Below are 25,069 nucleotides of genomic sequence, written 5' to 3'. Positions count from 1 at the left end.
TGTAGGAGCCAGCCTGCTGGCGATGGACTCCAGTACGCCGCGTTTATCCAGTTCACACGCGTTATCGCTGACGACCATCGCTGGCAAGCCAGCTCCCACAAGGAAGCGCGCCCACGCTTAAACCGTCGGAGCCAGCCTGCTGGCGATGAACTCCAGTGCGCCGCGTTCATCCAATTCACCCGCGTTATCGTTAACGACCATCGCTGGCAGGCCAGCTCCTACAAGGGGACTGTGTCCAAGCCGAAAGTCCCCCTCTATTCATGATCAATCCGGCAACAGTGTTTATCCCGCCGACAGATTTTTGCGCCCCCGCCAAACGCCTAACATCGACTTCACCCAAGTGAATAATCCCCGGGTTAACGCTTAAACCACGAGGTAAAGATCATGAAACTGTTGAACATCGCACTATTGCTTGCGCTCGGCAGCGCCGGCGCCCAGGCCTTGGCGGACGACAGCCACTCGACTACTGCAGCTAACCAACCGCCCGTTGAAACCTACACCTACGGCACCCGGCTCGATATCAAACGCGTCATCGAAGTATCGGAAATCGCCAATGAATGCGGACCGGTGCCGGCGCGCATGACCTATGAAGATTCCCGGGGTCAACGCCGTACTGTCGAATATCAAGTGATGGGTACCGGCTGCTCGAACGGGTGAGCACTGTATGGACGATGGAGGGTCGACACTCCATTCGTACAGCGCCAGCTACACCGATGCACCGACAATTTTTTCATCAGCCGCCAGCAACCTCGGTATGGAATGCTTGAGAAATTCCACCCAGGTTTTTATTTTTGCATCCACGAACTTGCGTGAAGGGTAGATCGCAAACAGGTTCAACTCTTCAAGCCGATACGCCGGCAATACGCGCACCAACGTCCCCGCCCGCAGGCCCTCGACGGCCGATGCAATCGGTTGAATGCCAATCCCCATCCCGTTCTTGATCGCGAAGGTCATGGCGTCAGCCGTGTTGACGTGAAAGGGCGACACCGGCGTGCTGAATGTCTCTGTCCCCTGCGGGCCTTCAAATACCCAGTGCTCGGCCGGCATGACCGTGTTGACGATTCGCAGGCAATCATGGCCGACGAGTTCACCCGGCGATTGGGGAGTCCCGCGCTGGTTCAGGTACTCGGGCGAGGCGCAGAGAATGCTGTAGGTGATGCCCAGCCGCTGGGCGACAAAGCCGGAATCGGGCAGGTCCCGCGCCAGCACGATCGACATGTCGTAGCCCTCCTCGAGCAAGTCCGGCAGGCGATTGGTCACGGTCAGGTCAAACAGCACCGAAGGCCAGGTTTGCCGGTAGCGGGCGATGGCGCCGATCACGTAGTGGTTGCCGATGGCGGACATGGCGTGGATTTTCAGTCGGCCTGCGGGCATGACCTGGGCCGTGCCCGCCTCTGCATCGGCCTCACGCATGTCCTCCAGGATCCGCTCGCAGCGCTGCAAATAGCGCACACCGGCTTCGGTCAATGCCAGGCGCCGGGTGGTGCGGTTGATCAAGCGCGTCTGCAGCCTGGCCTCGAGGCTGGAAACGGCTTTTGATACGTGGGTCGTGGTGGTGTCCAACATCGCGGCCGCCGCGGTGAAGCTGCCGCTTTGGGCCACCGCCGCGAAACAGCGCAGGGTCTGGAAAACATCCATCGGTTTCACCTCAAGGGATAGGCAGACAGGACGGTCCCGTGACGCACCGCCCTGATCTCAGGCACTACGGCTTGCGCGCAATGAATCCGGGAACACCGGTTTCAACCACCGAGTTGAAGCGTATACGGGTGGTGATGTCTTGTTGAATCTCGATCATGGCCCTGTGCGGCAAAGTCGAGATATCGATGTTTTCCCGGATATGGCTCGGCGTTGCCGAGGTGGTCAGGAACGCCACCCCGCGCTGCACCGACCAGGCCAGCGCGACCTGGGCCGGGGTTTTCTGCACACGCCGGGCGATACCGGTGAGCACCGGGTCTGCCAGCACATTGGGCTGCATGCCATGCCCCAATGGCGCAAACGCCAGCACGATGATCCCGTGCGCCTTGCAGAACTCAAGCAGTTCCCACTCCGGCAAATAAGGGTGGGACTCGACCTGCACCACGGCGGGTTTTATCCGGGCTTCGGCGACCAGCGCCTTCAGCGCGTCCAGCGTGATATCCGACACCCCGATGGACCTCGCCCGCCCCTCATCCACCAGGCGCTCGAGCGCCCGCCAGGTTTCGATCAGCGTCACGCCGGTGTCGTAGATCACGTTGCCCAGCGCGTCCCTCGGGTCCTGGTTGTCGCCGGGTTGAAAGGCAAACGGCGTGTGGATCAGGTAGCAGTCGATGTAGTCCACTTGCAGGCGTTGGCAACTGGCGGCGAACGCGGGCTCGACGCGCTCGGGGCGATGGTTGGTGTTCCACAGCTTGGTGGTGATGAACAGGTCTTCGCGGCGGACGTTGCCGGCGGCCAGCACCTGCGTCAGCGCCACACCGACCTGGGCTTCGTTGCGATAACGCTCGGCGCAATCGAAATGGCGGAAACCGGCGGCCAGCGCTTCCTTCACCGCATCAGTGGTCGTGGCGAGATCGCGGAACAAGGTCCCGAATCCAACCGCCGGCATCTCGACCGCTCCATGGTTGAGCGCAAACCGGGTATCGCGCAGTCCGTCGTGAAAGGCTTCATAGGTCATGTGTCTACTCCAGGCCGCAGCCATTATTGATACGAAGGTGTCTGCCCGTCGCCAGAGGCAACGCGTTGCTCGAAGGTGCCGACAGCGTTACCGCCCAGGGCAACAAACAGCTGCACGGTGTCGAGGTACTGCGCGGTATTCACGCGGATCTGTCCCAGCAGTGCCTGCTCATAGGCACGCTCTGCTTCCAGGACCTGGAGGATGCTGTTCTCGCCTTGCGCGAAGGCCTGCTGGTTCAACCGCAGACTGTTTTCGGCCGCGCGCAAGGCGTCGGTCTGGGCCAGGTGCTCTTCGGCGTCATGGTTGATCGCCTGCAAGGTGTCGGCGACCTGCCCGAACGCGTTGATGACCGTCTGTTGGTATCCGGCGAGCGTCGCCTTGTAGCCGTCGACGGCGGCCTGCTGCTGTGCCTTGAGCGTGCCGCCATCGAAGATCGGCCCGGCCAGCCCGGCAGCAAAACCCCAGAGTGCCGCGCCGCCATTGCCCGACGCCGCCTGCGCCAGGGACGCCGACAACGTGACATGGGGATAGCGGTTCGCCGTCGCCACGCCCACCGCCGCGCTGGCCATGTGCAGTTGCGCTTCGGCCTGCAGCACATCCGGGCGGTCATGGGCCATTTCCGAAGGCAGGCTCACCGGCAGGTTCGACGGCAGGGCGAACTCACTCAAGTCGAAGTCGGGAGCGATCCAGTCCGCCGGCCCCTTCCCTGTCAGGATCGACAGCGCATGGCGAGCCGCATCGCGCTGCTGAGCGAGGGGCGGCAACAGCGTGCGATCCTGGGCGAGCCGGGTCTCGGCCAGCGACACATCGATCTGCGTGGTGCTGCCGTTGAGGTGGGCCATGCGCACCAGCTCCAGGTTTTTCGCATCGTTGGCGAGCAGTTTTTCCACGGCTTGCATCTGCGCGTTGGCCGAGGCCAACAGCAAGGCCTGGCTGGCAACGTTGCCGGTCAATGTCAGGTACGCCGCTTCGTAGCGGTGTTTTTGCAGTTCGGCAAACGCCTGCTGCTGCTCAACCAGACGCTGGTTGCCGCCGAACACATCAAGGTCGAACCCCACCCGCGGGCCAATCGCATAGAAGTTGGCGATCGAGGGCTCCCTGGCGTTGTGCAGCCGCTGACGACCGGCCACGGCAGCGAAATCGACCTGCGGATACAGCGCACCCTGCGCTGCCGCGACAGATGAGGCGGCCTGGCGGATCGTCGCGTCGGCGGCCACCAGGTCCAGGTTGCCGTCGATGGCACGACGCACCACCTGGTCGAGTTTGCGCGAGCGAAAGGCAGACCACCAATCGCCACTGACCTTCTTGCCGAAGTCAATGCGCGGATCGGCACCCTGGGCAAGACGCTGCTCGGCCTGTGTGTCGTAGTGCTGCGATGTACTCGCTGCCGGTTTTTGATAGTCAGGGCCAACGGTGCAAGCCGTCAGCAAGAAAAGCAGCGACAGCGCCGCGATCTTCGTTTGCAGTAAGTATCGGGTGATGACCAGCGCACAGGATTTCATTTGGCGAACTCCACGAAAACTAATTGGCCGCAACAGGCTTGCGAAGAAACAACACCAGCGGGCTCACCACCAGCATCACCACCATCAGGACCTTGAACTGGTCGACCACGGCGATGAACGCGGCCTGGCCGGTGATCATTTCGTTGAGCCCCTCCAGCACCTGCAACGGCGCCGAGGCCAGCGATTGCGTGGCGACGCGGTACGGCGTGAGGTTGCTGACCAGCGCCATGTGCATGGCCTGGGTGTTGTTGAAGAAAAACAGCTGCACGATCGCCACCCCCAGCGTGCTGCCGTAGACCCGGGCCAGATTGAACAGGCCGGTGCCTTCGGCCCGCAGCGCGGGGTCGAGGGTACTGAACGCGACGTTGCTCACCGCCGGCATCAGGATGCCCAGGCCCGCGCCCTGGATCGCGCCGGCGACCGCCACGGGCCACTCGTCCATCAGCGGCGAATAGCCGAGCATCAGCCAGTTGGCATAGATCACGATGGCGATACCGGCCGTGACGAAGAGGCGACGGTCGAAGCGCGCTGGCAGCCGCCCCATCAGCAGGAAGGCACCGACCAGGCCCATGCCACGCGGGATCGTCAAGGCGCCCGTGGTGTCCGGCGGGTAGCCGAGAATCTCGTCGAGCATCGGCGAGGTCAGGGCCATGGTCGACAACAGCACGAAACCGAGGGTGAAAAAGATCACCGTCGACAGCACGAAGTTGCGGTCCTTGAGCAGGCGCTTGTTGAGGAAGTGCACGTTCGAGGTCAGCACATGCACCACGAACAGGTAGAACCCCAGCGCCGACGCCACGGCTTCGAGCCAGATCTCGGGCGAGGCGAACCAGTCCAGTCGCTCACCCCGGTCGAGCAGCATCTGCAGGCTGATCAGGCCGAGGGTGAAGGTGCCGAAACCGAAGAAATCGAACGCCGGAGGTTTTTCGGCTTTCTTCTCGGTCAACAACAGCGCCGCCACCAGGAAGATAAACAGCGACAGTGGCACGCTGAGGTAGAACATCGGGCGCCAGCCGAAATGTTCAGCGATCCAGCCACCGATACTCGGGCCGCTGACAATGCCGAACAGCACGATGGCGGTCCAGCTCACGCCGAACTTCGCACGTTTTTCCAGCGGCAAGGTTTCCAGGGCGATCGCCATCGACAGCGGCGCCAGTACGCCACTGGCAATGCCTTGAACGATGCGCGCGCCGACGAATTCCAGCGGCGTCGTCGCCACCGTGGCGAGCAGCAAGCCCAGGACAAACAACGCCAGCGCCGACTGATACACCCACTTCAAACCAAAGCGTGCGGCCAGCCACTGGGCCAGCGGCATGCTGATCGCACTCGCGGCCAGGTACGAGGTGAAAATCCAGCCCGCCTGATCGTCGGTCATCGACAGGCTGCCCTGAATCAACCTGAGTGCCGCGTTCGGTAACGGCAGGTTGGCCGACTGCATGTAGGTCGCCAGCAAGGCGGCGAACCTGAGCGAGCGCGCACCCTCCCCGCCGGGGTTTACTATCGATTGGGCGTTCATCAGAAGTTACCTGCGGTCAGCAACGCCTTGAGCGGATGCCACCAGGGGCTGCGAAACCGGGTGTCGATCTTTACCGTGGCGCTGGTCCCGGAGAACAGCGGCAGCGCCGGGTCCACTTCGTCAAGCTCAAGCCGTACCGGCACCCGCTGCGTCACCTTGACCCAATTGCCGGTCGCGTTCTCCGGTGGCAGCAGGGCGAAATCCGACCCGGCCCCCGGGCTCATGCTGGTGACGTGGGCCTTGAACACGCGATCCGGGTAGGTATCGATGCGGATGGTGGCTTGCTGACCAGGGCGCATGTGGGTCACGTCCGTCTCGCGGAAATTGGCCTCGATCCAGATCTCGTGACCGGACAGCAAGGCAAAGGCCGGCGCACCGTTGTTCAGGTAGTTGCCCACCTGCAGGTCGTCGACCTTGGCCACGATGCCGTCCTGCGGCGCGTATACCGTGGTGTACGAGAGGTACAACTGCGCCTCGTCGAGCTGCGCCCGGGCCTCGCGCACCGTCGGGTGGCTATCGGCCTCGATGTTCGGATTGCCGTTCAGGGCTACCACGGTGCTGGCGATCTGTTGCTCGATGGACGCGATCCGTTGCCGCGCCACCTTCACGTCAGTGTCGGCCCGTTCGTAGATCGACTTCGAAACGAACTCAGTCGCGACCAGTGCTTTCTTGCGGGCAAAATCCTTCTGGTCGAAGTCAGCCGACTCTTTCGCCGATTGCAGTTCCGCCTGCTGCTGACGATAGCTGGCCTTGAGTCCGTCGATCCGCAGCCGCGCCACGCTCAGTTGCGCTTGCGCACGGTCGACGGCGATCTGGAAGGGTTTCGGATCGATCCGGAACAGCACCTGGCCCTTGCTGACCGGCTGATTGTCCTCGACGGCAATCTCGACCACTTGCCCGGAGATCCGCGCATTGATCGATGCCTTGGCCACGCGGGCGTAAGCGTTGTCGGTCGATACATAGGCCTGGCCCGACACATGGTGGGCATAGCCCAGCGCCGCGAACAGGAGTGGAACACCCACCATCAGCCAGGGACGCAAGGTCTGTCTCAGGGGTTTTCGGGTGGGCGCGCCGGCCGGGTTTGGGCCAGGCTGCCCGAAGGTCTGTGAAGCCGGGATATCGAACGCTTTGGTCATGATCGAGTTCACCTTTAGCCGGGTAATCGGGCCAGCATCGGCAACAAGCGCCGGTGGCCCGCAGGTCAATAAATGCTGAAAAGAAGCAAGCCCGTGCGCGGTCGGGAGGATCGCTCCCAGCGCGTCGGTTTCGTCGCCGCAGCACTCGGTTCGAGCCCGGCTACAACAAACCCTGGATCAAGGAATTTCTGATTCCTTAATTTTGTGCGATGGTGTAAGAATATCCCTCGACCCATCGCCTCACAAGGATTTTGTACGACATGGCACAAAATAAATCGACAGAGGGCAAAGGCCGCGGCCGCCCTCGGGCCTACGACCCGCAGACCGCGTTGCAGCAGGCACTCGGTGTGTTCTGGAACACCGGCTACTCCGGCGCGTCCCTGGACAGCATCGCCACCGCCGCCGGCATGAACCGCCCCAGCCTCTATGCCGCGTTCGGCGACAAGCACGCGCTCTACATCAAAGCGCTGGAGCAATATTGGGAGTTTGCCGCGGCGGCCATGCATGAGGCGCTCACGGACCTGAACCTGCCGCTGGCCGAGGCCTTGCAACGATTCTACGAGGGGCAGTTATCGATTTATTTCTCGGGCGAGGGCCAGCCCCGCGGTTGCTTCGCCATCGGCACGGCAACCACCGAAGCCGTCGAGGACCCGCAGATTCGCGAAGTGCTGTCCGAGCGCTTGAGCCGGCTGGATGCCGATCTGGAAGTTCGCCTGCAAGCGGCGAAAGATGCCGGCGAGTTGAAAGGCGATGCCGACCCGGCCGCCCTTGCCGTGCTCGCCTCGTCCCTACTGCACAGCATTTCGATCCGCGCCCGGGCCGGTAAATCCCGAGACGAGCTGACAGGGCTCGCACGCCAGGCGATCAGAGTGATCTGCGGTGAGTGAAAGACTCGAGGATATTCTTGCCGAGGAGCTTGCCGTGATCTTTTGCGGCATCAATCCCGGCATGACTGCCGCCGCCCAAGGGCACCATTTTGCCGGGCGCGGCAATCGCTTCTGGCGCACGCTCCATCTCGCCGGGTTTACGCCTGAGCAGGTGCAACCGGAAAACGACCGGACGCTCTTGCGCTATCAATGCGGCTTGACCGCGGTGGTCGAGCGGCCGACGGCCAGCGCCGATCAATTGTCCTTGCACGAGTTCAGCGCCGCCGCAGCGGGCTTCGAACAGAAAATCGCCCGCCATGCGCCGCGTTTCGTGGCATTCCTGGGCAAGGCGGCGTATTGCGCGCTGTCCGGTCAGCGCGAGGTTGCCTGGGGCCTTCAAGCGAAAACCTTCGGCAACGCTGCGGTCTGGGTCCTGCCGAACCCCAGCGGCAGAAATCGTGCGTTCAGCCTTGAGCAACTGGTCGCGGCGTACCGCGAGCTGCGCCTGGCCGTCGACGCAAACCGGCCGCAGTGATCACGCCGGAGGAATCGTCGCCAGCACACCGATCAGGATGGTCAATACCAGAAAACCGCCGAGAAAAATCGTCATCTTGGCCATGCGGCCTCCCACACTATGAATTGGCGGTACAGCGAGCGCCGAGTGCTGCCGTACCGGAGATTTATTGTGGGCTGGCGGCTGTATCCGTTACAGAGGCAGATTGCACTGAAAAATACGGATCAGATGCGCTTTGAGGCTGTGCTTTCGGGCGTATGGCACAGAGGAGTTTACGGGCGACGTCCACAAAAGGCGTGACGATCAAACCCTTCATCGTCAGGTAACGCTCGTGATCCTGTTCCCCGGTGCCGAAGGCGATGACCTCGGGTGTGGGCCGGGTGACGTACAGGGTGCCGAACATCCAGTCCCACAGCGACAGGTTGATGCCGAAGTTCTTGTTGAAATGTCGTGGCGCATCGCTGTGATGAATCTGGTGTTGCGCCGGGCTGCTCAGCACCCGTTCAAGCACCGGTCCGAAGGACAACCAGACATGGCTGTGACGCAGGTTGGCCGCCAGGCTGTTGAAGATGAACACCATGTAGGTCACGCCAAACAAGGTGTAGCGGCTGATCTCTCCCCCGCAGGCGTACCAGAAGACACCGGCAAAGGCGCCGACACAGATGATGTCCGTGAGCTTTTCGACCACCTCTTCCAGAAAGTGCACGCGGCTGGCCGTCGCCGGCACCAGCACGGGCGCCGAATGATGGACTTTGTGGAAGGCCCACAGGTACCGCGAATGAAACGCGCGATGGCCCCAGTAATGGCTGAAATCCTTGACCAGGAATACCCCCAGTCCATAGAGCAGGGTCAGCGCCAGGTGCTCCTCCACTTGCGTGCGCGCGCCCCACAGCCGGGTGAAGAAGGCGATGTAGTCCGCCGAGCGCAACACGTACGGATCGACCAGACCGACGATGGGCAGCACCAGGACAACCTTGAGGATGGCCAGTACGAAGTAATAGCGGTAGTCGAGCAGCGCCGAGCGGTGCAGGTAAACCCGGCTGCCACCGATGAACTCAACGAACGAGCGCGCGTCGGTCAAACCCCGGGATTTGCGGTGCCGGAACAGGCAATAAGCAACGCCGTAAGACATGCAGAGAAAGGATAGACCGAGTCTGCCGTTGAAGTCGAAAATGCCCAGGAACTGCCGGGTGACCGGCTCGATCACCCACTGGGATAAATAAAGATGGATTGCGGCAAGAACATCCATACCGGGCTGCCCGACGTAAATGGAAGGGCAATTGTAAATGAGAATGAGTCTTTAGTGTGCTGAATTATGTCCAGTTGTCAGCCGCCCAGCGCAATGATCGCAAGGATCAGCACACCTCCCGTAGTAGCCATGATCACCCCACCCTGCCACTGCGTGGCGCCAGCGTATCTGGCGAGCATCCAGCCTGCGACGAACAGCACCACCAGTCCGATCAGGTTGGACAAGCGAATGGCGAGTGCCGTCTGGTCGAGCAGTATGAACGGCACCACCAGCGGAAAGGTCGAGCACACCACCAACAGGAAAACACCGAACGCCCCCCTGAAATCGTTCCAGCCGAGGCCGGCCCTGATCGGCAAGGGCGGCTGCTCGAGCAGCCGTCGGCGCAACAGTTCCAGGCCCTCGCTGCCGGCCGCCGTGGCGAATTGCAACGGCAGTACTTGTGCAATGAGCGCCTGACCCGCCGCGGCGTCCGCGCCATTGCGCAGGGCCAGGTACAGCTTGATCCGGCGCGTGCGCTCGACCAGTGCACGCAACAGGTACATGACCGCATCGGCCAGTCCCCAGGCGAGATTGCAACCGAGCGCGGCCAGCATCATCGTGCGCTCGGCGGCCTGGTCTGCCGTGGCCACGCTGATGGTGCCGGTGAACGTCATGGCCATCAGCAGGCCGAAGATCACCTCGGTAATGCGCTCGACAGGGTCAAGTACAGGCGCCCTTTCGAATTGAACATTGCCTGGCATGAGTACACCTCCCCTTGGGCTATCCGCACGATACCGGTCGACGCGTCGGCCAGGCACCGGTTGCCCAGGCTGGATATCCGCATCCCCGTCAAGTGTAGATTGAACGGCTACACTCATGCGCACACGTTATTTGCTTCAAGAGGAGTGGTTCATGCTTGATTACTTCGCGTTGGGCCTGCTGATTTTTGTCGGGCTCGTTTTGTTCTACGGGATCATCCTGCTCCACGACATCCCCTATGAAATTGCCGTCCACCGCAACCACCCTCACCAGGATGCGATTCACGCCACCGGCTGGGTCAGCCTGTTCACCCTGCACGCGCTCTGGCCGTTCCTGTGGATCTGGGCGATGGCCTATCGAGAGGACCGGGGCTGGGGTTTCAGTGACGGACACTCAGCCAAGAGCCATGTGGTTCACCTCGAACAACAGGTCGCCGAGCTGCAAGGCCGCATCGAGCGCCTCGAGACGGCGACGGGCACGACGCAGAGCAGGCGGCCAACGGACAATCTCGGCGAGGGCATTTGAGCCATGGATCTCTTACTCATACTGACGTATGCGGCACTCTGCGTTGCCATCTTCAAGATCTTCCGCATCCCCCTGAACAAATGGACGGTGCCCACGGCGGTGCTGGGCGGGATCGTGATTATCGGCGCGCTGATTTTCACGATGAACTACAACCACCCCTACTCCGAGGTGGCGCGTTCCTATTTCGTATCGGTTCCGGTGATTCCCGTGGTCAGTGGCCAGGTGATCGACGTGCCGGTCAAGACCAACCAGCCCCTGGAAAAAGGCGACGTACTGTTTCGCATCGACCCCGCACCTTTCGAGTACCGGGTGAAATCCCTCAAGGCACAACTGATTGCCGCCCAGGCCGATCGTGTGCGGATCACCGAGTTGATCAAGCGTAATTTCAGCACTCAACGGGAACTGGATATGGTGGTCGCCCGCACCGACGACCTGAAGGCACAACTGGACAACGCGCAGTACGAACTCGACAACACCACGGTGCGTGCGCCGAGCAAAGGCTTCGTCACCCATGTTTCGCTGCGTCCGGGCATGATGGCGACCAAGCTGCCGCTGCGCCCTTCGATGGTGTTCATTCCCGCCGAAGGTCATTACTTCTCGGCATGGATGCGGCAGAACAGCCTGTTGCGCCTGACCGAGGGCGATGAGGCCGAAGTCGCTTTTGACGGCATTCCCGGGAAGGTGTTCGAAGGCAAGGTCAAAACCGTGGTGTCGGTCATCGCCGAAGGCCAGATCCAGCCGTCGGGCACGCTGATCGGTTTCACCGGTTCGCCACCGGCCGGCCGGGTACCGGTGATCATTGAAATCACCGATCCCGACTATGCCCAGTACGCCGACCTGATGCCCGGCGGGGCCTACGGCCAGGCCGCGTTGTACAGCCAGCATTTCCATCACATCGCGATGATGCGCAAGATCCTCCTGCGCATGGCTGCCTGGATGAACTACATCTTTCCGTTTCACTAATCCGCCAGCGTCGGCAACTGGCTCCCTTGAATGGGGTCAGTTGCCGGTTCAGCGAACCGGCCTGGTCGCGCAGTTGTAATGACTGATCGAGCAGGCTGCGGATCGCGGAGCTTGAAGTATCGGGCGTGGTATTGAGGGGGTACGGCGCTAGAGAATCCAGTGGAGCAGCAGCTGCGAGGCAATCCAGGGAGACGCCTGGGTCACCGCCCATGCCAGCAGTGCGCACACGAACAGGTAGCCCGCAAAGAACTTGACCATCGCGCTGTTGCCCATGTTGCCCTCCCGGCTTTACAGCCTTACTGGGCGCTCAATGCGAATGCGTAACCATTACGACGCGCGTCTCACCCGTAAAGGATTTGATCGCCAGAATGGTGTGCAGTTCCATAGGCTGGGTCATTCTCAGGCTTGCTCACCCGTTTGCATTCGACCCGACACGTCAGCGGCGTCGGCAGCTCAGAGCCCTCAAAGGGTCAACGCCATCGCCAGTACGGCGGACAACGCCAGCATCATCAGCAACGCAACAACCATCAGACTCAACTGAGCGAGCTGCTTGTAAAGGTGGGTCGGTCTTTTCGTGATCAGATCAATGGATTTAGTCGTGGAAGCCATCACCCGTTCTCCCTTTCCCGCCGCACATGTAATAGCTCTCGCGAACAATTGGCCGGGCTGGCCGTCGGTGGCGATCTGAAAGATGACTGCACGCTGGATGCAAGCGCGTTGTCAGCCCGTGACGTGTTCCGGGAAGGAGCATCGTGCAGGGCGGGCTTGACCTCAGCAGTAAGGCGATGGCGTTGCATGCTGGCGTCGCTGGCTTCATTTTTTCACCCCTCGCGTCATGGGACGAAAACTGTTGCGGGTACCAAGGGTTAAGCAACGAATGAGCCATCACTACAGGGCCAGGAAAAAGTCCAGATTAATGAACAAGCTGTTTGACGGTGTGCCAGGCGAGACGCAAGTTTGGTGAAAAAGGCCCGGTCAGGTGGGTGTAATAACCCATGTGTGGGGATGCAGGAGCGAGCCTGCTCGCAATAAACCCGAGAGCGCCGCGGGGCACCTGCCAGCCGGCGTTAGCGTTGACGACCATCGCGAGCTCGCTCCTACAGGGTTTATGTTTTCGCCGGCGGCCAATGCCAACTGTGGGAGATTGCTCGCGATAAACCCGAGAGCACCGCGGGGTACCTGCCAGCCCGCGTTATCGTTGACGACCATCGCGAGCTCGCTCCTACAGGGTTTATGTTTTCGCCGGCGGCCTATGCCATCTGTAGGAGCGAGCCTGCTCGCGATAAACCCGAGAGCACCGCGGGGCACCTGCCAACCGGCGTTCACTTCACTTCAGGTACCACCCCCAGGGTTCGCCGTTGTAGCGGGTGATCTGCTTGGTTTCCAGGTAGCTGTTGTAACCCCACTCCCCCAGTTCGCGACCGATGCCGCTCTGCTTGTAGCCGCCCCACGGCGCTTCGACGAAGGTCGGCTGCGAGCAGTTGACCCAGACAATGCCGGCGCGAAATCCACGCGCGACCCGTTCGCAACGCGGGATATCCCGGGACATGACTGCTGCCGCCAGGCCGAACGGCGAGTCATTGGCTAATCGGATCGCTTCGGCTTCCGTGTCGAAGGCGCGCACGCACACTACCGGGCCGAAGATTTCCTCACGCCATACCGAGCTGTCCTCGGGGACATCGGCGAAAATCGCCGGCGTCAGGTAGTAACCCTTTTCCAGATTGCCCGGCCGCCCACCGCCCGACACCAGCCGCGCGCCCTCCTGCTGACCGGCTGCAATGGCCGCCAGCACCTTGTCCAGTTGCCCCTGACTGACCAGCGGCCCGAGTTTCACCCCCTCTTCGAAACCCTGGCCGATCTGAATCCGCTCGGTCGCGGCAATCAGGCGTTCGAGCAACGCCGGGTACAACCCGCGCTCCACCAGCACCCGTGAAGTGGCTGAACAGACCTGGCCCTGGTTCCAGAAGATCCCGAACAGAATCCATTCCACAGCGGCTTCGATGTCGCTGTCGGCGAAGATCACGAAAGGTGATTTGCCGCCCAGTTCCAGGCTGATGTTTTTGATGTCGTTGGCAGCCGCCTGCATGATCTTGCGCCCGGTCGGTACGCTGCCGGTGAAGGCGACCTTGTCGACATACGGGTGTTTGGCCAGCGGCGCGCCCGCCTCGCGTCCCAGGCCCGTGATCACGTTCAGGACCCCGGCCGGCAGCCCTGCCTTGTCGGCGATGTCGGCCAGTTCGAGGGCGGTCAACGGGGTCAGCTCCGATGGCTTTAGCACGACGGTGCAACCTGCCGCCAGCGCCGGGGCCACTTTCCACGAGGCCATCAGCATCGGGAAATTCCACGGGATGATCGCCGCGACCACACCGACCGGTTCCTTGATCACCGATGACGTGAAGCGCGCATCCGGCACATCGATCGACTGTTCACCCTGTTGATCCGATTGTTCGGCCAACCCGGCATAGAAGTCGAAGCACCCGGCGGTGTCGGCGATGTCCCACAATGCTTCCGGCAATGGCTTGCCGTTGTCGCGCACTTCGATGGCGGCCAGTTCGTCCTGACGGTGGCGAATGCCCTCGGCGATACGTCGCAGAACCTCGGCCCGTTGCGCGCCCGACCAGCGTGGCCAGTCCCCCTCATCAAACGCCGAACGTGCCGCTGCAACCGCCCGGTCGACGTCCTCGAACGTGGCAGAAGCGACCCGCGCCAGCACCGATTCGTCACTCGGATCGAGCGTATCGAAAACACCGCGTTGAACCGGGGCAACCCACTCACCGCCGATGTACAACCGTTGATAGTCACCCATGGCACACTCCTTGATCCTGCGCTGCCGACGCTGCTGGTACAGCTGTTCGGCGACCTGCAATTGTTCGCGGTCATTGACCCCGAGCACGTCGGTTTCCTCCACTTCCACGGCAGTCACCGTCAGCCCCGCCTCGTTGGCCACCGCCACCGCATCGGTGAGGTAGTACTCGCCCTGGGCGTTGCGGTTGCCGATACGCTCCAGCAACCACAGGCAGGTATCGGCCCGCAGGCCCATGACGCCGCCATTGCAGAAGTTGATGTCCAGCTCCTGCGGGCTCGCATCCCTGGCTTCGCGGATCGCCCGCAAACGCCCCTGCTCCACCAGCAGCCGCCCGTAGGGTCCCGGCCGCTGGGTGTGAAAACCCGCCACCGCCACCACCGCGCCGTCCATCAACGCCCTGCGCAAGCGATTCAAGGTCTGCGGGGTGATCAGGGGGGAGTCGCCAAACAGCACCAACACATAGCCCTGTTGCTGCGCCTGCAAAGCCGGCCGGGCGGCGAGTACCGCGTGGGCCGTGCCCCGTTGTTCGTGCTGGGTAAACACCTGTGCCGTCGGTGCGACCTGCCGCAGGTATTCAGCCACCTGCTCGCCGCCCGCGCCCACCACCACCGCCCGTTGCTCGATACCGGCCGCCTCCACCGCCGCCAGCACATGGCCGAGCAGCGGCCGGTTGCCCACCGGGTGCAACACCTTGGGCAGCGGCGACTGCATCCGCTTGCCCTGCCCGGCCGCGAGAATCACCGCCAGCGTCGACCCGCCCATGTTGTCGCTCATCACGATCCTCCTGTGTGCATCCGGGCTTCAGGCCGGATCGCGATAGAACACATCGTCGGCATACGGATACCACCAGTCCTGAATCTTCGGCTGGTGATCGATGATGACCATTTTCGAGCGGCGGAACGCTTCCAGCCCCTGACGCCCGAGCTCGCGCCCAAGGCCCGACATCTTCCAGCCACCGAACGGCAGCGCATCGTTGTCGATCAACGGGTTGTTGACCCAGACCATCCCCGCTTCCAGGCGCTCGGCGGCCTCCATGGCTTCGGCCAGGTCCGTGGAAAACAGCGAGGCCCCGAGGCCGAACGGCGAGTCGTTGGCCAACCGCACCGCCTCATCGAAATCGCTGACCCGGCAGATCGCCGCCACCGGGCCAAAGCACTCTTCCTGAAGAATCGCCATGTCAGCGGTCACGCCGGTGAGGATGGTCGGCTCATAGAACCAGCCGACCGTGTGCCGGGGTGGAATCCGCCCACCACACACCACTTTCGCGCCCTTGGCCACGGCGTCATCGACCAGGCGCACGACCTTGTTGCGCGCCGCTTCGCTGACCATCGGCCCGATCTCCGAGCGCTCCAGGCCATGGCCGATGCGCAGGGCGCGGGTGCGTTCAGCGAACTTCGCGACAAATTCGTCATGCACCTCGTCCACGACATACAAGCGCTCGGCCGAGGTGCAGATCTGCCCACTGAGATGGAATGCAGCCGTCACTGCCCCCGCCGCTGCCACGTCCAGCGGCGCGTGCCTGGAGATGATCAACGGATCGCTGCCACCGGCCTCGATGACACAAGGTTTCATCCGCTCGGCACAGGCCACGGCCACCGCCTTGCCCGCAGCCACACTGCCGGTGAAGGCCACCGCGTGGGTCTGCGCCGACTGCACCAGCAGCTGCGCAGTCACCGCATCGCCCGGCACACAGGACACCAGCCCCGGCAACAACGCGCTGAAATGCTCCATGAACTTGAGGGTACACAGGGTCGTGGCTTCCGCCGGCTTGATGAGGCAGGCATTGCCCGCCGCCAGTGACGCGGCGACCGTCCAGCACATCAGCAGGATCGGAAAGTTGAACGGCATGATGTGCACGCTGACGCCATAGGGCTCGTAGCGCACATGCTGGAAGGAACCGATCTGCGTGGTGCCGGCGACCTTGCCGGCATCGTCCCGGGCCATTTCCGCGTAGTAGCGAAAGATCGGCGCGCAGTTGGCCAGTTCGCCCATGGCCTCGGGAAACGGCTTGCCCATCTCCAGGGTCATCAGGCGCGCGACTTCGCGGTTGCACGCCAGGTTCTGCTCGATGGCATTGGCCAGTTGATGCAGGCGCGCGGCGCGGCTTTTCGCATCCACCAGGCGCCACTGTTTTTGCGCGGCGGTGGCGGCATCGATGGCGGCTTGCACATCGGCTTCGCCACACACGCCGACTTGCCCGACCGGTTGCAGGGTCGCCGGATCGAGCACCTGGCGCACGCGGCCATCGCTCAGCGGCAGGAACTCGGGGTTGATGAAACGCAAGGCAGAATCGCTGTTAAAGGTGGCCATGGGATGATCCTTGAACCAATCGATAAGGGGTTTGACGCAATGTCGCCAGGGTCGTGGCGGGCAGCTCTTCTCGCCAGCCCGGCACGTGCCGGGCGAGCCATTGGCGCAGGGGCGCAAATGCCTCGGCGTCCAGCGCACGGACAAACAGACCCAGGGTTCGCGGCAGGTGCGCCAGGTAAGCGTGCTTGCCGTCACGGCCGGCCAGGCGCACGAAAATCCCCAGCACCTTGGCGTGACGTTGGGCGGCCAGGCGCCGGTAGTCTTCGAGAAAACGCCGCGCGTCCAGCTCCGGGCGCTGCGACAGGTAATGGCTGATCAGTGCCTCACGCAACGCTTCGGGCACATCGCGCCGGGCGTCTTCGAGCAACGACATCAGGTCATAGGCCGCCGCCCCGGCCAGGGCGTCCTGGAAATCCAGCAACCCGCAGGCGGCGACACCTTCGCGGCCTTGCAGCAGCATCAGGTTGTCGACGTGAAAGTCACGCAGCACCAGGGCTTCGCGGCGCTGGGCAACGTCACCACAAGCCTCGGCGAACAGCGCCAGATACTCATCGCGCAGGCCCTGTGCCGCCTCTTTGCCGACGAGTAAAGGCACATACCAGTCGATGAACAGCGCGCACTCGTCCGCCAGTCGCTGCGCGTCGTAAGGCGCCAGTTCCGCAGCCGGCGCTGCGCGGTGCAAGGCCACCAGCGTATCGACCGCCAGGTGATACAACGCCGACTCCGAATGCCCGGCCAGCAGCAGCCGGGTGTAGGTGTCGTGACCGAAATCCTCGATCAGCGCCAGCCCCGCCGCCTCATCTACTTCCAGCAAGGCCGGCGCGGACAGGCCCAGCCCTTGCAACTGCCGGGCGATGCGCACAAACGGGTCGATGGGTTCGCTATGGGGCGGCGAATCCATCAGCAACAGGCCGGCGCCGTCCAGGCGGAAATAGCGCCGGGTCGAAGCATCCGCCGGCAAGGCCACCAGCGGGGCCCCGGCGAAACCGGCGCGTGCCAGGAAGGCGGCGCGCTGGTCTTCACGGGTTGGCAATGACGCCAGTGCATCAGTCATGGCAGTCACCGGATCATGTAGACCTTTTTGATGGTCTCGTGGACCGTGCACACACCCTTCCAGTCCTTGCCGAAGAAGGCGGCGGTGTCGGGCTTGATCTCGATCACTTCGCCGGACTCGTGGACGTACGTGCAGCGGCCCTCGAGGAAGTGGCAGAACTCGTCGCTGGTGACATGGCAAAACCATTTGCCCGGGGTGCAGATCCAGATGCCGCATTCGGACTGGCCTTCGGGGCCTTTGTGCAGCACCACGCCGGAGACACGGGATTCGCCTTCGAGCATGGTCGGGATCACGCCCCAATCCTTGACGTCGGTGATGCTCAGGGGGTCGTACAGAAACGGGGTTGTCATTCATCTTCTCCAAAAAAAGTAAGTTGGCCCAATGCCGATCAGATAAGGCTTGGAACACCGCGAACCTTGTGGGAGCGAGCTTGCTCCGGGCGGCGTTCCGACGATGGCGGCGGGTCAGTCAACATTGATGTTGAATGTTATTGCGCCATCGCGAGCAAGCTCGCTCCCACAAAGGGCAGGCTCAAGCGAGCATGTAAACGTTGCGCAAGGTTTCCCGGACGTCGCATTCACCGGTCCAGCCGGCCGGGAACAGCACCAGGGTGTTGGGGCGCACTTCAATCACTTCGCCGTTGTCGTTGCGGTAAGTGGCGTGCCCGGCGATGAAATGGCACAGCTCGTCCCGGGGAATCGACAGCCGCCAGCGCCCGGGGGTGCACACCCACAACCCGGTTTCCGGGCTGTTGTTCGGGCCCTTGAACAGCAAGCGCCCGCTGGAATGCGAGACGCCTTCGATGGCGTCGCTCTGCACGCCCCAGTCCACCAGGTCGGTGCGGCTGCTGACGGTTTCGAGGTACGGCGTGATACCCGCCGTGGTGGATGAATCAGGCATCGTTGAGCACCTTGTCGAGAATCGCGGCCGCGTCTTGCGGCCCTTTGCGGGATTGCATCTGCGCGCTGGTGCGCTGCAGGCGTTGGCGCATGGCCTCGTCGTTGAGGCAGGCGTGGAGTTTTTGGGCGAGCTGTTCTTCGCTCCATTCATAGCGATCAAGCTTGAAACCGTGACCGCTTTCTTCGGCGCGCATGGCGTTGTCGTGGCCGTCCCAGACGTAGGACATGACGATCGCCGGTTTGCCGAAGAACAGGCACTCGGTGAAGCTGTTGTTGCCGCCGTGGTGGATCACCGCGTCGACCTGGGCGATCACCGACGGCTGCGGGAACCAGTTGGAAATCTGCACGTTGTCCGGCAGGTCGGTGTATTCGTCGAGGTGCTCGCCAACGTTGAACAACGCCCGGTAAGGCAGCTTGCCCACCGCCTCGATCAGGCGCTTGAGCAACTCGACGTCGCCGGAACCGAGGCTGCCGAAGCTGGCGTACAGCAGCGGCTTGTCGTTGTGGGCGCGGAACTGTGGAATCTCGTACGGCGTGTCGTGGCGCACGCAGCCTTGCAGGTAATGGAAACGCTCGGCCGGCAGTGGATGGCGGCGGTCGAACTTGACCGCGTCCGGGTACAGCAGCAGGTTCATGAACGGCGAGGCTTCAAAGAACGTCCCCAACGGATAGGGCTCCTCACCGTGGGCCTGCAGGAACTGGTTGAAGTCGTCGTGGATCGGTCCCACCACTTCCTCGAAACGCTGGCGGAATTGCGCGTGGCCGGCCTTGTCGTCGATGCTCATGCCCGACAGGTGCGGCGGGATGTCCGGGTCTTCGATCTCGTTTTCCGAGCAGGAAATGATCCGCACCCACGGCTTGCCGTATTGCTTGATCGCCGGGAACAGGATCACGTTGTCGACGCAGATCAGGTCGGGTTTGACCTTGTCCAGCACCGCTGGCAGGTCCTTTTGCGCCCACTTGGCGGTTTCGACGATGGCCGCCCAGCACTCCTTGACGTAGTTGTCGATCTGCTCCAGCGGCGACTTGCGGAAATTCGGGATGTGGCCGTTGATGAAGTCCACCCAGTAGCGGGCCATCTCTTCGGCCGGCATCGGTGCCGACATGTTGACCATGTGCTCCTCGAAACCATAACCGGCGTAGACACCGCTCATGCCCGGGTCGGTGAGGAACACCGCTTTATGGCCCAGGGCTTCACAGGCCTGGGCGATACCGACTGAGTTCAGCGCCGGGCCGTAGGCGGCTTCGGGGAAGAATGCGATCACTTTCTGTTTCATCGAGTGCTGCTCCTGCCTGGTCTTTTTATTGTTCAGCGTGTCAATACGCGGGCATGCCGGGCTTGCCAGCCCAGCCGGATGGTCGTGTCGATTGCAAAATGGGCGAATTCGAACTGTGAGGACGGCACGCGCACGATCAGCGGTTTGTCGCTGAGGGCTGTCTGCACATGCAGGTTAGTGTCGAGGCCGTGGTAGGCGACTTCGACGATTTTTCCGCTGACCTGATTCGGGCAATCGCTGCCCTGCTCCGTCAGCACTTGCAGGCGTTCGGGGCGCACCACCACGGCGACGGACTGGCCGGACACCAGCGGTGCGTCGGTTTCCACGCTCAACTCCTGGCCATTCACGCGCACCGAATGCTGGCCCGAACGCACGCCTTCGAGCAGGTTGCTGACGCCGATGAAGTTGGCGACAAACCGGCTGTTGGGGTTCTCGTACAGCTCCGACGGACTGCCGCACTGGCACACCTTGCCGCCGTCGAGCACCGCCATGCGGTCGGACATCACCAGCGCTTCTTCCTGATCGTGGGTGACGATGATGAAGGTGATGCCGCTCTCGTGTTGCAGGCGCTTGAGTTCCAGCTGCATCTTTTCCCGCAGCTTCTTGTCGAGGGCACCCAAGGGCTCGTCGAGCAATAAAACCCGTGGGCGTTTGACCAATGCCCGAGCCAGTGCCACGCGCTGACGCTGGCCGCCAGAAAGCTGATCGGGCTTGCGCTCGGCCAGCTCACCCAGCTGCGCAGTGCTCAGCACTTCATCGACCCGCCGGCGGATTTCGCTTTCCGGCAGGCGCTCCATTTCCAGGCCGTAGGCGATGTTCTTGCGCACGGTCATGTTGGGGAACAGCGCATAGGACTGGAACATCAGGTTCAGCGGACGCTTGTTGGCCGGCAGCGGCGAGATGTCATTGCCGTCCAGGTAGATGCAGCCACCGCTGGGGGTCTCGAAACCGGCGAGCATGCGCAGCAGCGTGGTCTTGCCGCAGCCGGACGGGCCGAGCAGCGCGAAGAACTCGTTCTCGCGGATGCTCAGCGACACCTCGTTGACCGCCAGGCCGTTGCCATAAGACTTGCTGACCTTGTCCAGGATCAGTACCGCAGATGAATTATTCATGGGTGCGAGGAGCCTTGTTGAGACGCTGCGAAGCCAGCAGCGCGGTGATGCTGACCAGCATCACCAGCGTCGCCAGAGCGTTGATTTCCGGGGTGACGCCAAAGCGGATCATGGCGTAGATCTGCATGGGCAACGTGGTCGAAGCCTGGCCGGAGCCGGAGTTGAAAAAGGCGATGATGAATTCGTCCACCGACAGGGTGAACGAGAGCAATCCACCGGCCAGCACGCCGGGGAAAATCACCGGCAGCAGGACCCGGCGAAAGGTGGTGAACCAGCTCGCGCCGAGGTCGATCGAGGCCTCGAGTATCGAATAGTCGAAGTGCTTGAGCCGCGTGCGCACCACCGCGCAGACGAAGGCGATGTTGAACACCGCGTGGCTGATGATGATCGAGTGCAGGCCCAGTCCGACCTTGAGCAGGTTGAAGAAGCTCAGCAGCGCAATCGCCAGCACGATGTCGGGAATGATCATCGGCGCCATCAGCAAGGTGTCGACCACCTGGCCCTTGTCATTGCCCTTGCGGCGCAACTCAATGCCCAGCGCCAGGAACGTGCCGAGCACGCAGGCAATGAAGGTCGCCGACAAGGCGACGATCAGGGTGTTGAGCGCCGCCGACAGGATCGCCGTGTTGTGCGCCAGTGCCGCGTACCACTTCAACGACACGCCGCCCCAGGCGGTGGGCAACCCGGACTTGTTGAACGACAGCAGGATCAACACCAGGATCGGTATATAAAGGAAGGCGTACACCAGCCCCAGGTGCGAACCCAGCACGGTGGCGCTGACAGAACGTGGCTGACTCATGAACGCGCCCCTTCTGCACGACGGGCCACCAGGGCCTGGATGAACAACAGGATCAGCATGATCGCGATCAGGAAGAAGCTCAGTGCCGCGCCGAACGGCCAGTCCCGCGCCGTGAGGAATTGCGCATAGATCAGGTTGCCGACCATCTGCACCTGCTTGCCACCGAGCAGGTCGGCGGTGATGAAGTTGCCGATGCTCAGCACGAAGACAAACACCGCACCGGCGGCGATACCCGGTACGCTCAGCGGCAGGATGATCCGACGAAAGGTCATCCAGCCCGAGGCGCCGAGGTCTTTCGAGGCGTCCCACAGTTCGTTGTTGATCCGCGACAGCGACGAGAAGATCGCCAGGATCACAAAGGGGATGTAGTTGTAGACCAGCCCCAGCACCACGGACGACTCGGTGTACAGCAGGCTGATGGGTTCGCCGCTGTAGCCGAACACTTGCAGCAGGCGGTTGATCAGGCCTTCGCGGTTGAGCAGGACGATCCAGGCGTAGGTGCGGATCAGGTAGTTGCTCCAGAACGGCAGCATCACCAGGAACAGGTACACCGCCTGGCGCCGCCGTGGCACCCGGGCAATCGCATAGGCCGCCGGGTAGCCGATCAACACCGCGAACACCGTGGCCAGCCCGGCGATTTTCGCCGACTTGAGCAGGATGCCCAGGTACAGCGGATCGAACGCGCGCTGGTAGTTTTCCCAGGTGAACAACCAGTCGATGCCACCGTAGGCACCGCGTTCGACGAAGCTGTAGACCAGCACCAGCAGGCACGGAATCACCAGAAACATCAGCAGCCAGCCAAAGCCGGGCGCAAGAAGCCAGGCCGACAGACGCCTGTCAGCATGCAAAGCACTCATTAACCCTATCCTCCCGCCTCAGGACAGAGGCGGCTTGCGAGCGTGGCGAGGCATGCCGGGCATGCCTCGGATCGACGTGGCGTTAGTTCTGCGCGGCCATGATTTCGGTGACGGCGCGGGTGTAGGCCTTTTGCGTGGTGCCGCCCAAGTCGCGCAATTGCTCCATTTTCAGCAGCTCGGCGGGGGCGATGGTCAGGTTGGGGTATTGCTTGAGCAGGTCCGCGGACAACCCGGCCATGGCCGCCTGGTTGGGGACTTTGTAGAGGATGTTCTCAGCGACCCAGGCGTGGTTTTCCTTGGCCAGCATGAAGTTGATGAACTTGAAGGCCTGGTCCTGGTGCTTTGAACTCTTGAGCACCACCATGGTGTCCACCCACAGGTCGGAACCTTCCTTGGGCACCACGAACTTGATCGCCGCGTTGGCCTGGGTGCCGTAGTTGCACCAGCCGTCCCAGGCATGGGCCATCAGCGATTCGCCGGAAGCGAGCTTGGAATAGAAGGTGGTGTCGTCGAAGGACAGAATGCGTTTTTTGGTGGCGATCAGCTGGTCGCGAACCGCGGCGATCTGTGCCGGGTCACTGTCGTTGACCGACCAGCCCTTGGCGAGGAAACCGGCGCCGAGCATCCAGCGGTCGGTGGCCAGCATCGTCACCTTGCCTTTGAGGGCATCGCTCGGATTGAGCAGCTCGTTCCAGCTCTGCGGCGCCGGTGTCACCTTGTCGGAGCGATAGCAGATGCCCGTGGTGCCCCAGGTGTAAGGCACGGAAAACTGGTTGCCCTGGTCATATTCCAGGTGAGTGGCTTCGGGGTAGAGGTTTTTCAGGTTGGGGACTTTGACCGGATCGATGTCCGCCAGCAGCCCCTGCTTGTGCAGGACTTCGGCGAAGGGCGAGGAGACGAACACCACGTCATAGCCTTCACCACCGGACGCCATCAGCTTGCCCATGATTTCTTCGTTGGTGGCGTGCAGCGCCTTGTCGACGTCCACACCGCTGGCCGCCTTGAACTTCTCCAGCGCATCCGGGGCCATGTAGCCGTCCCAGATGGAAATCACCATGTCTTTCGCACTTGCAGCCTGTGAGGCGATCGCCAGGGAAACGGCCAATCCCGCGCACAGAAGATCATTCAGCTTGCTCATAAATACTCACCCGACGATTGTTTATTGTTGTGTTCGAAGGCAGTACGGCAAAACGAGAAACGATTGCTGGTGTTTTTTTTTAGAAATTAGGACCAGTATCAAAAGATGTCAACGCTTTTTTACGGCCTGACGACTGGCCAGCGCATGACATAAGATGGGCAACTGAGTCCCACAGCGGATCACAACGAGAAAAGACGCTTGAGCACGACAGCTGAAAAAAAACCGCGCACCAATCACCTGGAACTGGCCCGGCGCATCCTCGAGCACACCCAGGAAAGCGGCCTGGTGGCCGGCGACCCGGTGGCCGAACAGGCCCTGTCCCGCACGTTCCAGGTGTCGCGCACGCTGATTCGCGGCGCGCTGAAAGTGCTGCTGGAAGAAAACCTGCTGAGCCACGAAGCCGGCAAGGGCTACCGATTGCTGGCATCGCCGGCGGGCCAGGCCTTCAACGCCGCCCTGCCCCAGGCCGAGGAAGAAGAACTGGCCGCCTCGGTGCTGCGTGACCGCATGGCCGGGCGCCTGGGCGACAGCATCAGCATCAGCGAACTGATGCGCCGCTACGACATCGGCCGGCCCGCGGCGCAAAAGGCCCTGCAGCAATTGAGCGAAAGCCAGGCCATCGAGCGCGGCCCCGGCCAGTCCTGGCTGTTTCGGCCGTCGCTGAACAGCCTGGCCGCCCTCGAAGAAAGCCTGAAATTCCGCCTGATCCTCGAGCCCGAAGCCTTGCTCAGCCCGAGCTTCAACGCCGACCCGCAACGCCTGGCGCTGTTGCGCAGCGCCATGCAAAGCCTGCTCGCCCGCCCCGTGGAAGACTTCGATCTGCAGCAGTTTCGCGAACTGGACATCAGCTTCCACGAACTGCTGGCCCAGAGCTGCGGCAACCGCTTCATCAGCGACGCCCTGCTCCAGCATCAGGGCTTGCGCCGCTTGCCGAACCTGCTGCCATCGGTCAGCGTGCACCGCCTGCAAGAGGCCCTGCGCGAACACCAGCAAATCATCGCGCAGATCGAACGCGGGCAGATGGAGATCGCCGCCGACCTGCTGCGCCTGCACCTGCGCCTGAGCGCCGCGCAACGCCCGCAAACCGCCAACCGGGGCATTCCGCAGAGCCATCTGTTTGGGCGTCGTTAAGCGCCACGCAAAAACATGATGATT

At 62.4% G+C, this 25,069-nt stretch carries 26 protein-coding genes and 1 pseudogene; 7 read left to right on the top strand and 20 right to left on the bottom strand.

The features are described 5' to 3' along the window. Together PMI26_RS31920 and PMI26_RS10560 are read left to right on the top strand one after the other, a co-directional pair. Positions 1 to 264, top strand: a 264-nt coding sequence (locus tag PMI26_RS31920) for a hypothetical protein (RefSeq protein WP_007976158.1), incomplete at its 5' end; no start/stop codon positions are given. A 120-nt stretch (positions 265 to 384) separates the two neighbouring features. Further along, the gene (locus tag PMI26_RS10560; protein WP_007976156.1) at positions 385 to 657 is read left to right on the top strand and encodes a DUF2790 domain-containing protein; all 273 of its coding nucleotides are present in this window, start codon (positions 385 to 387) and stop codon (positions 655 to 657) included. 48 nt (positions 658 to 705) lie between these two features. Here PMI26_RS10560 and PMI26_RS10565 read toward each other — a convergent pair whose 3' ends face one another. From PMI26_RS10565 to PMI26_RS10585, 5 genes are all read right to left on the bottom strand, one after another. After that, positions 706 to 1,638 carry a LysR family transcriptional regulator gene (locus PMI26_RS10565; protein ID WP_007976154.1) on the bottom strand — a complete coding sequence of 311 codons (933 nt, stop codon included), beginning with the start codon at positions 1,636 to 1,638 and terminating at the stop codon, positions 706 to 708. Between the two features lie 64 nt (positions 1,639 to 1,702). Continuing rightward, positions 1,703 to 2,653, bottom strand: a complete 951-nt coding sequence (locus tag PMI26_RS10570) for an aldo/keto reductase (RefSeq protein WP_007976151.1) — start codon at positions 2,651 to 2,653, stop codon at positions 1,703 to 1,705. Positions 2,654 to 2,676: 23 nt separating this feature from the next. Then, positions 2,677 to 4,155, bottom strand: coding sequence for an efflux transporter outer membrane subunit (locus PMI26_RS10575; protein WP_007976149.1), 1,479 nt, complete (start codon positions 4,153 to 4,155; stop codon positions 2,677 to 2,679). A gap of 19 nt (positions 4,156 to 4,174) precedes the next feature. Then, positions 4,175 to 5,671, bottom strand: coding sequence for a DHA2 family efflux MFS transporter permease subunit (locus tag PMI26_RS10580; RefSeq protein ID WP_007976147.1), 1,497 nt, complete (start codon positions 5,669 to 5,671; stop codon positions 4,175 to 4,177). Then, on the bottom strand, positions 5,671 to 6,807 hold the full coding sequence (locus PMI26_RS10585) for an HlyD family secretion protein (RefSeq protein ID WP_007976145.1): 1,137 nt from the start codon (positions 6,805 to 6,807) through the stop codon (positions 5,671 to 5,673). The genes PMI26_RS10580 and PMI26_RS10585 overlap by 1 nt, the downstream gene beginning before the upstream one ends. Positions 6,808 to 7,067: 260 nt before the next feature. Here PMI26_RS10585 and PMI26_RS10590 point away from each other — a divergent pair, with 260 nt between their 5' ends. Further along, positions 7,068 to 7,694 carry a TetR/AcrR family transcriptional regulator gene (locus PMI26_RS10590; RefSeq protein ID WP_007976143.1) on the top strand — a complete coding sequence of 209 codons (627 nt, stop codon included), beginning with the start codon at positions 7,068 to 7,070 and terminating at the stop codon, positions 7,692 to 7,694. Next, a complete protein-coding gene (gene mug, locus PMI26_RS10595) occupies positions 7,687 to 8,208 on the top strand; it encodes a G/U mismatch-specific DNA glycosylase (protein WP_033048029.1) in 522 nt (173 codons plus the stop codon). Before PMI26_RS10590 ends, mug begins: the two co-directional genes overlap by 8 nt. Before the next feature lie 145 nt (positions 8,209 to 8,353). Here mug and PMI26_RS10600 read toward each other — a convergent pair whose 3' ends face one another. Both PMI26_RS10600 and PMI26_RS10605 read right to left on the bottom strand, forming a co-directional pair. Beyond that, entirely contained in the window at positions 8,354 to 9,436 is a 1,083-nt protein-coding gene (locus tag PMI26_RS10600) for a sterol desaturase family protein (protein ID WP_007976140.1), read from the bottom strand. 77 nt (positions 9,437 to 9,513) lie between these two features. Then, on the bottom strand, positions 9,514 to 10,176 hold the full coding sequence (locus PMI26_RS10605; protein WP_007976139.1) for a hypothetical protein: 663 nt from the start codon (positions 10,174 to 10,176) through the stop codon (positions 9,514 to 9,516). Positions 10,177 to 10,327: 151 nt separating this feature from the next. On the opposite strand from PMI26_RS10605, the gene PMI26_RS10610 reads away from it, so the two are divergent. Further along, positions 10,328 to 10,699 carry a DUF3302 domain-containing protein gene (locus tag PMI26_RS10610; RefSeq protein WP_007976137.1) on the top strand — a complete coding sequence of 124 codons (372 nt, stop codon included), beginning with the start codon at positions 10,328 to 10,330 and terminating at the stop codon, positions 10,697 to 10,699. Positions 10,700 to 10,702: 3 nt separating this feature from the next. Further along, the gene (locus PMI26_RS10615) at positions 10,703 to 11,662 is read left to right on the top strand and encodes an HlyD family secretion protein (RefSeq protein WP_007976135.1); all 960 of its coding nucleotides are present in this window, start codon (positions 10,703 to 10,705) and stop codon (positions 11,660 to 11,662) included. A 147-nt stretch (positions 11,663 to 11,809) separates the two neighbouring features. On the opposite strand, the gene PMI26_RS32120 is transcribed toward PMI26_RS10615, so the two are convergent. The 13 genes and pseudogenes from PMI26_RS32120 to PMI26_RS10660 all read right to left on the bottom strand — a co-directional run bounded on the left by PMI26_RS32120 (position 11,810) and on the right by PMI26_RS10660 (position 23,914). Further along, positions 11,810 to 11,935 (bottom strand): hypothetical protein, encoded by a 126-nt coding sequence (locus PMI26_RS32120; protein ID WP_007976134.1) that lies wholly within the window; start codon positions 11,933 to 11,935, stop codon positions 11,810 to 11,812. Between the two features lie 189 nt (positions 11,936 to 12,124). Beyond that, positions 12,125 to 12,271, bottom strand: coding sequence for a hypothetical protein (locus PMI26_RS31625; RefSeq protein ID WP_007976132.1), 147 nt, complete (start codon positions 12,269 to 12,271; stop codon positions 12,125 to 12,127). 718 nt (positions 12,272 to 12,989) lie between these two features. Next, on the bottom strand, positions 12,990 to 14,468 hold the full coding sequence (locus tag PMI26_RS0129720; RefSeq protein ID WP_033048033.1) for an aldehyde dehydrogenase family protein: 1,479 nt from the start codon (positions 14,466 to 14,468) through the stop codon (positions 12,990 to 12,992). 294 nt (positions 14,469 to 14,762) lie between these two features. After that, a pseudogene (locus PMI26_RS31915) lies at positions 14,763 to 15,230 on the bottom strand (NTP transferase domain-containing protein); the annotation flags it as partial. 39 nt (positions 15,231 to 15,269) lie between these two features. Further along, positions 15,270 to 16,778 (bottom strand): aldehyde dehydrogenase family protein, encoded by a 1,509-nt coding sequence (locus PMI26_RS10620; RefSeq protein ID WP_007976127.1) that lies wholly within the window; start codon positions 16,776 to 16,778, stop codon positions 15,270 to 15,272. Continuing rightward, on the bottom strand, positions 16,765 to 17,832 hold the full coding sequence (locus PMI26_RS10625) for an aminoglycoside phosphotransferase family protein (protein ID WP_007976125.1): 1,068 nt from the start codon (positions 17,830 to 17,832) through the stop codon (positions 16,765 to 16,767). Before PMI26_RS10625 ends, PMI26_RS10620 begins: the two co-directional genes overlap by 14 nt. A gap of 5 nt (positions 17,833 to 17,837) precedes the next feature. Next, complete coding sequence (locus PMI26_RS10630) at positions 17,838 to 18,182, bottom strand: cupin domain-containing protein (RefSeq protein WP_007976122.1); 345 nt, start codon at positions 18,180 to 18,182, stop codon at positions 17,838 to 17,840. A 181-nt stretch (positions 18,183 to 18,363) separates the two neighbouring features. Then, a complete protein-coding gene (locus tag PMI26_RS10635; protein ID WP_007976120.1) occupies positions 18,364 to 18,732 on the bottom strand; it encodes a cupin domain-containing protein in 369 nt (122 codons plus the stop codon). Further along, positions 18,725 to 20,008, bottom strand: coding sequence for a nucleotide disphospho-sugar-binding domain-containing protein (locus PMI26_RS10640; protein ID WP_007976118.1), 1,284 nt, complete (start codon positions 20,006 to 20,008; stop codon positions 18,725 to 18,727). Before PMI26_RS10640 ends, PMI26_RS10635 begins: the two co-directional genes overlap by 8 nt. 32 nt (positions 20,009 to 20,040) lie before the next feature. Continuing rightward, on the bottom strand, positions 20,041 to 21,120 hold the full coding sequence (locus PMI26_RS10645) for an ABC transporter ATP-binding protein (protein WP_007976116.1): 1,080 nt from the start codon (positions 21,118 to 21,120) through the stop codon (positions 20,041 to 20,043). Further along, positions 21,113 to 21,919, bottom strand: a complete 807-nt coding sequence (locus tag PMI26_RS10650; RefSeq protein WP_007976115.1) for an ABC transporter permease — start codon at positions 21,917 to 21,919, stop codon at positions 21,113 to 21,115. The genes PMI26_RS10645 and PMI26_RS10650 overlap by 8 nt, the downstream gene beginning before the upstream one ends. After that, the gene (locus PMI26_RS10655; RefSeq protein WP_007976113.1) at positions 21,916 to 22,776 is read right to left on the bottom strand and encodes an ABC transporter permease; all 861 of its coding nucleotides are present in this window, start codon (positions 22,774 to 22,776) and stop codon (positions 21,916 to 21,918) included. The genes PMI26_RS10650 and PMI26_RS10655 overlap by 4 nt, the downstream gene beginning before the upstream one ends. Positions 22,777 to 22,858: 82 nt before the next feature. After that, entirely contained in the window at positions 22,859 to 23,914 is a 1,056-nt protein-coding gene (locus PMI26_RS10660; RefSeq protein ID WP_007976110.1) for a polyamine ABC transporter substrate-binding protein, read from the bottom strand. Between the two features lie 198 nt (positions 23,915 to 24,112). Here PMI26_RS10660 and PMI26_RS10665 point away from each other — a divergent pair, with 198 nt between their 5' ends. Continuing rightward, positions 24,113 to 25,045, top strand: coding sequence for a GntR family transcriptional regulator (locus tag PMI26_RS10665; RefSeq protein WP_007976109.1), 933 nt, complete (start codon positions 24,113 to 24,115; stop codon positions 25,043 to 25,045). Positions 25,046 to 25,069 lie beyond the last annotated feature (24 nt).

Origin of the sequence: Pseudomonas sp. GM33 (genome assembly GCF_000282295.1) — a bacterium.
Taxonomy (GTDB): domain Bacteria; phylum Pseudomonadota; class Gammaproteobacteria; order Pseudomonadales; family Pseudomonadaceae; genus Aquipseudomonas; species Aquipseudomonas laurylsulfatiphila.
Note: the sequence above shows the minus strand (reverse complement) of the source record. Positions and strands in the feature narration are given on the sequence as shown.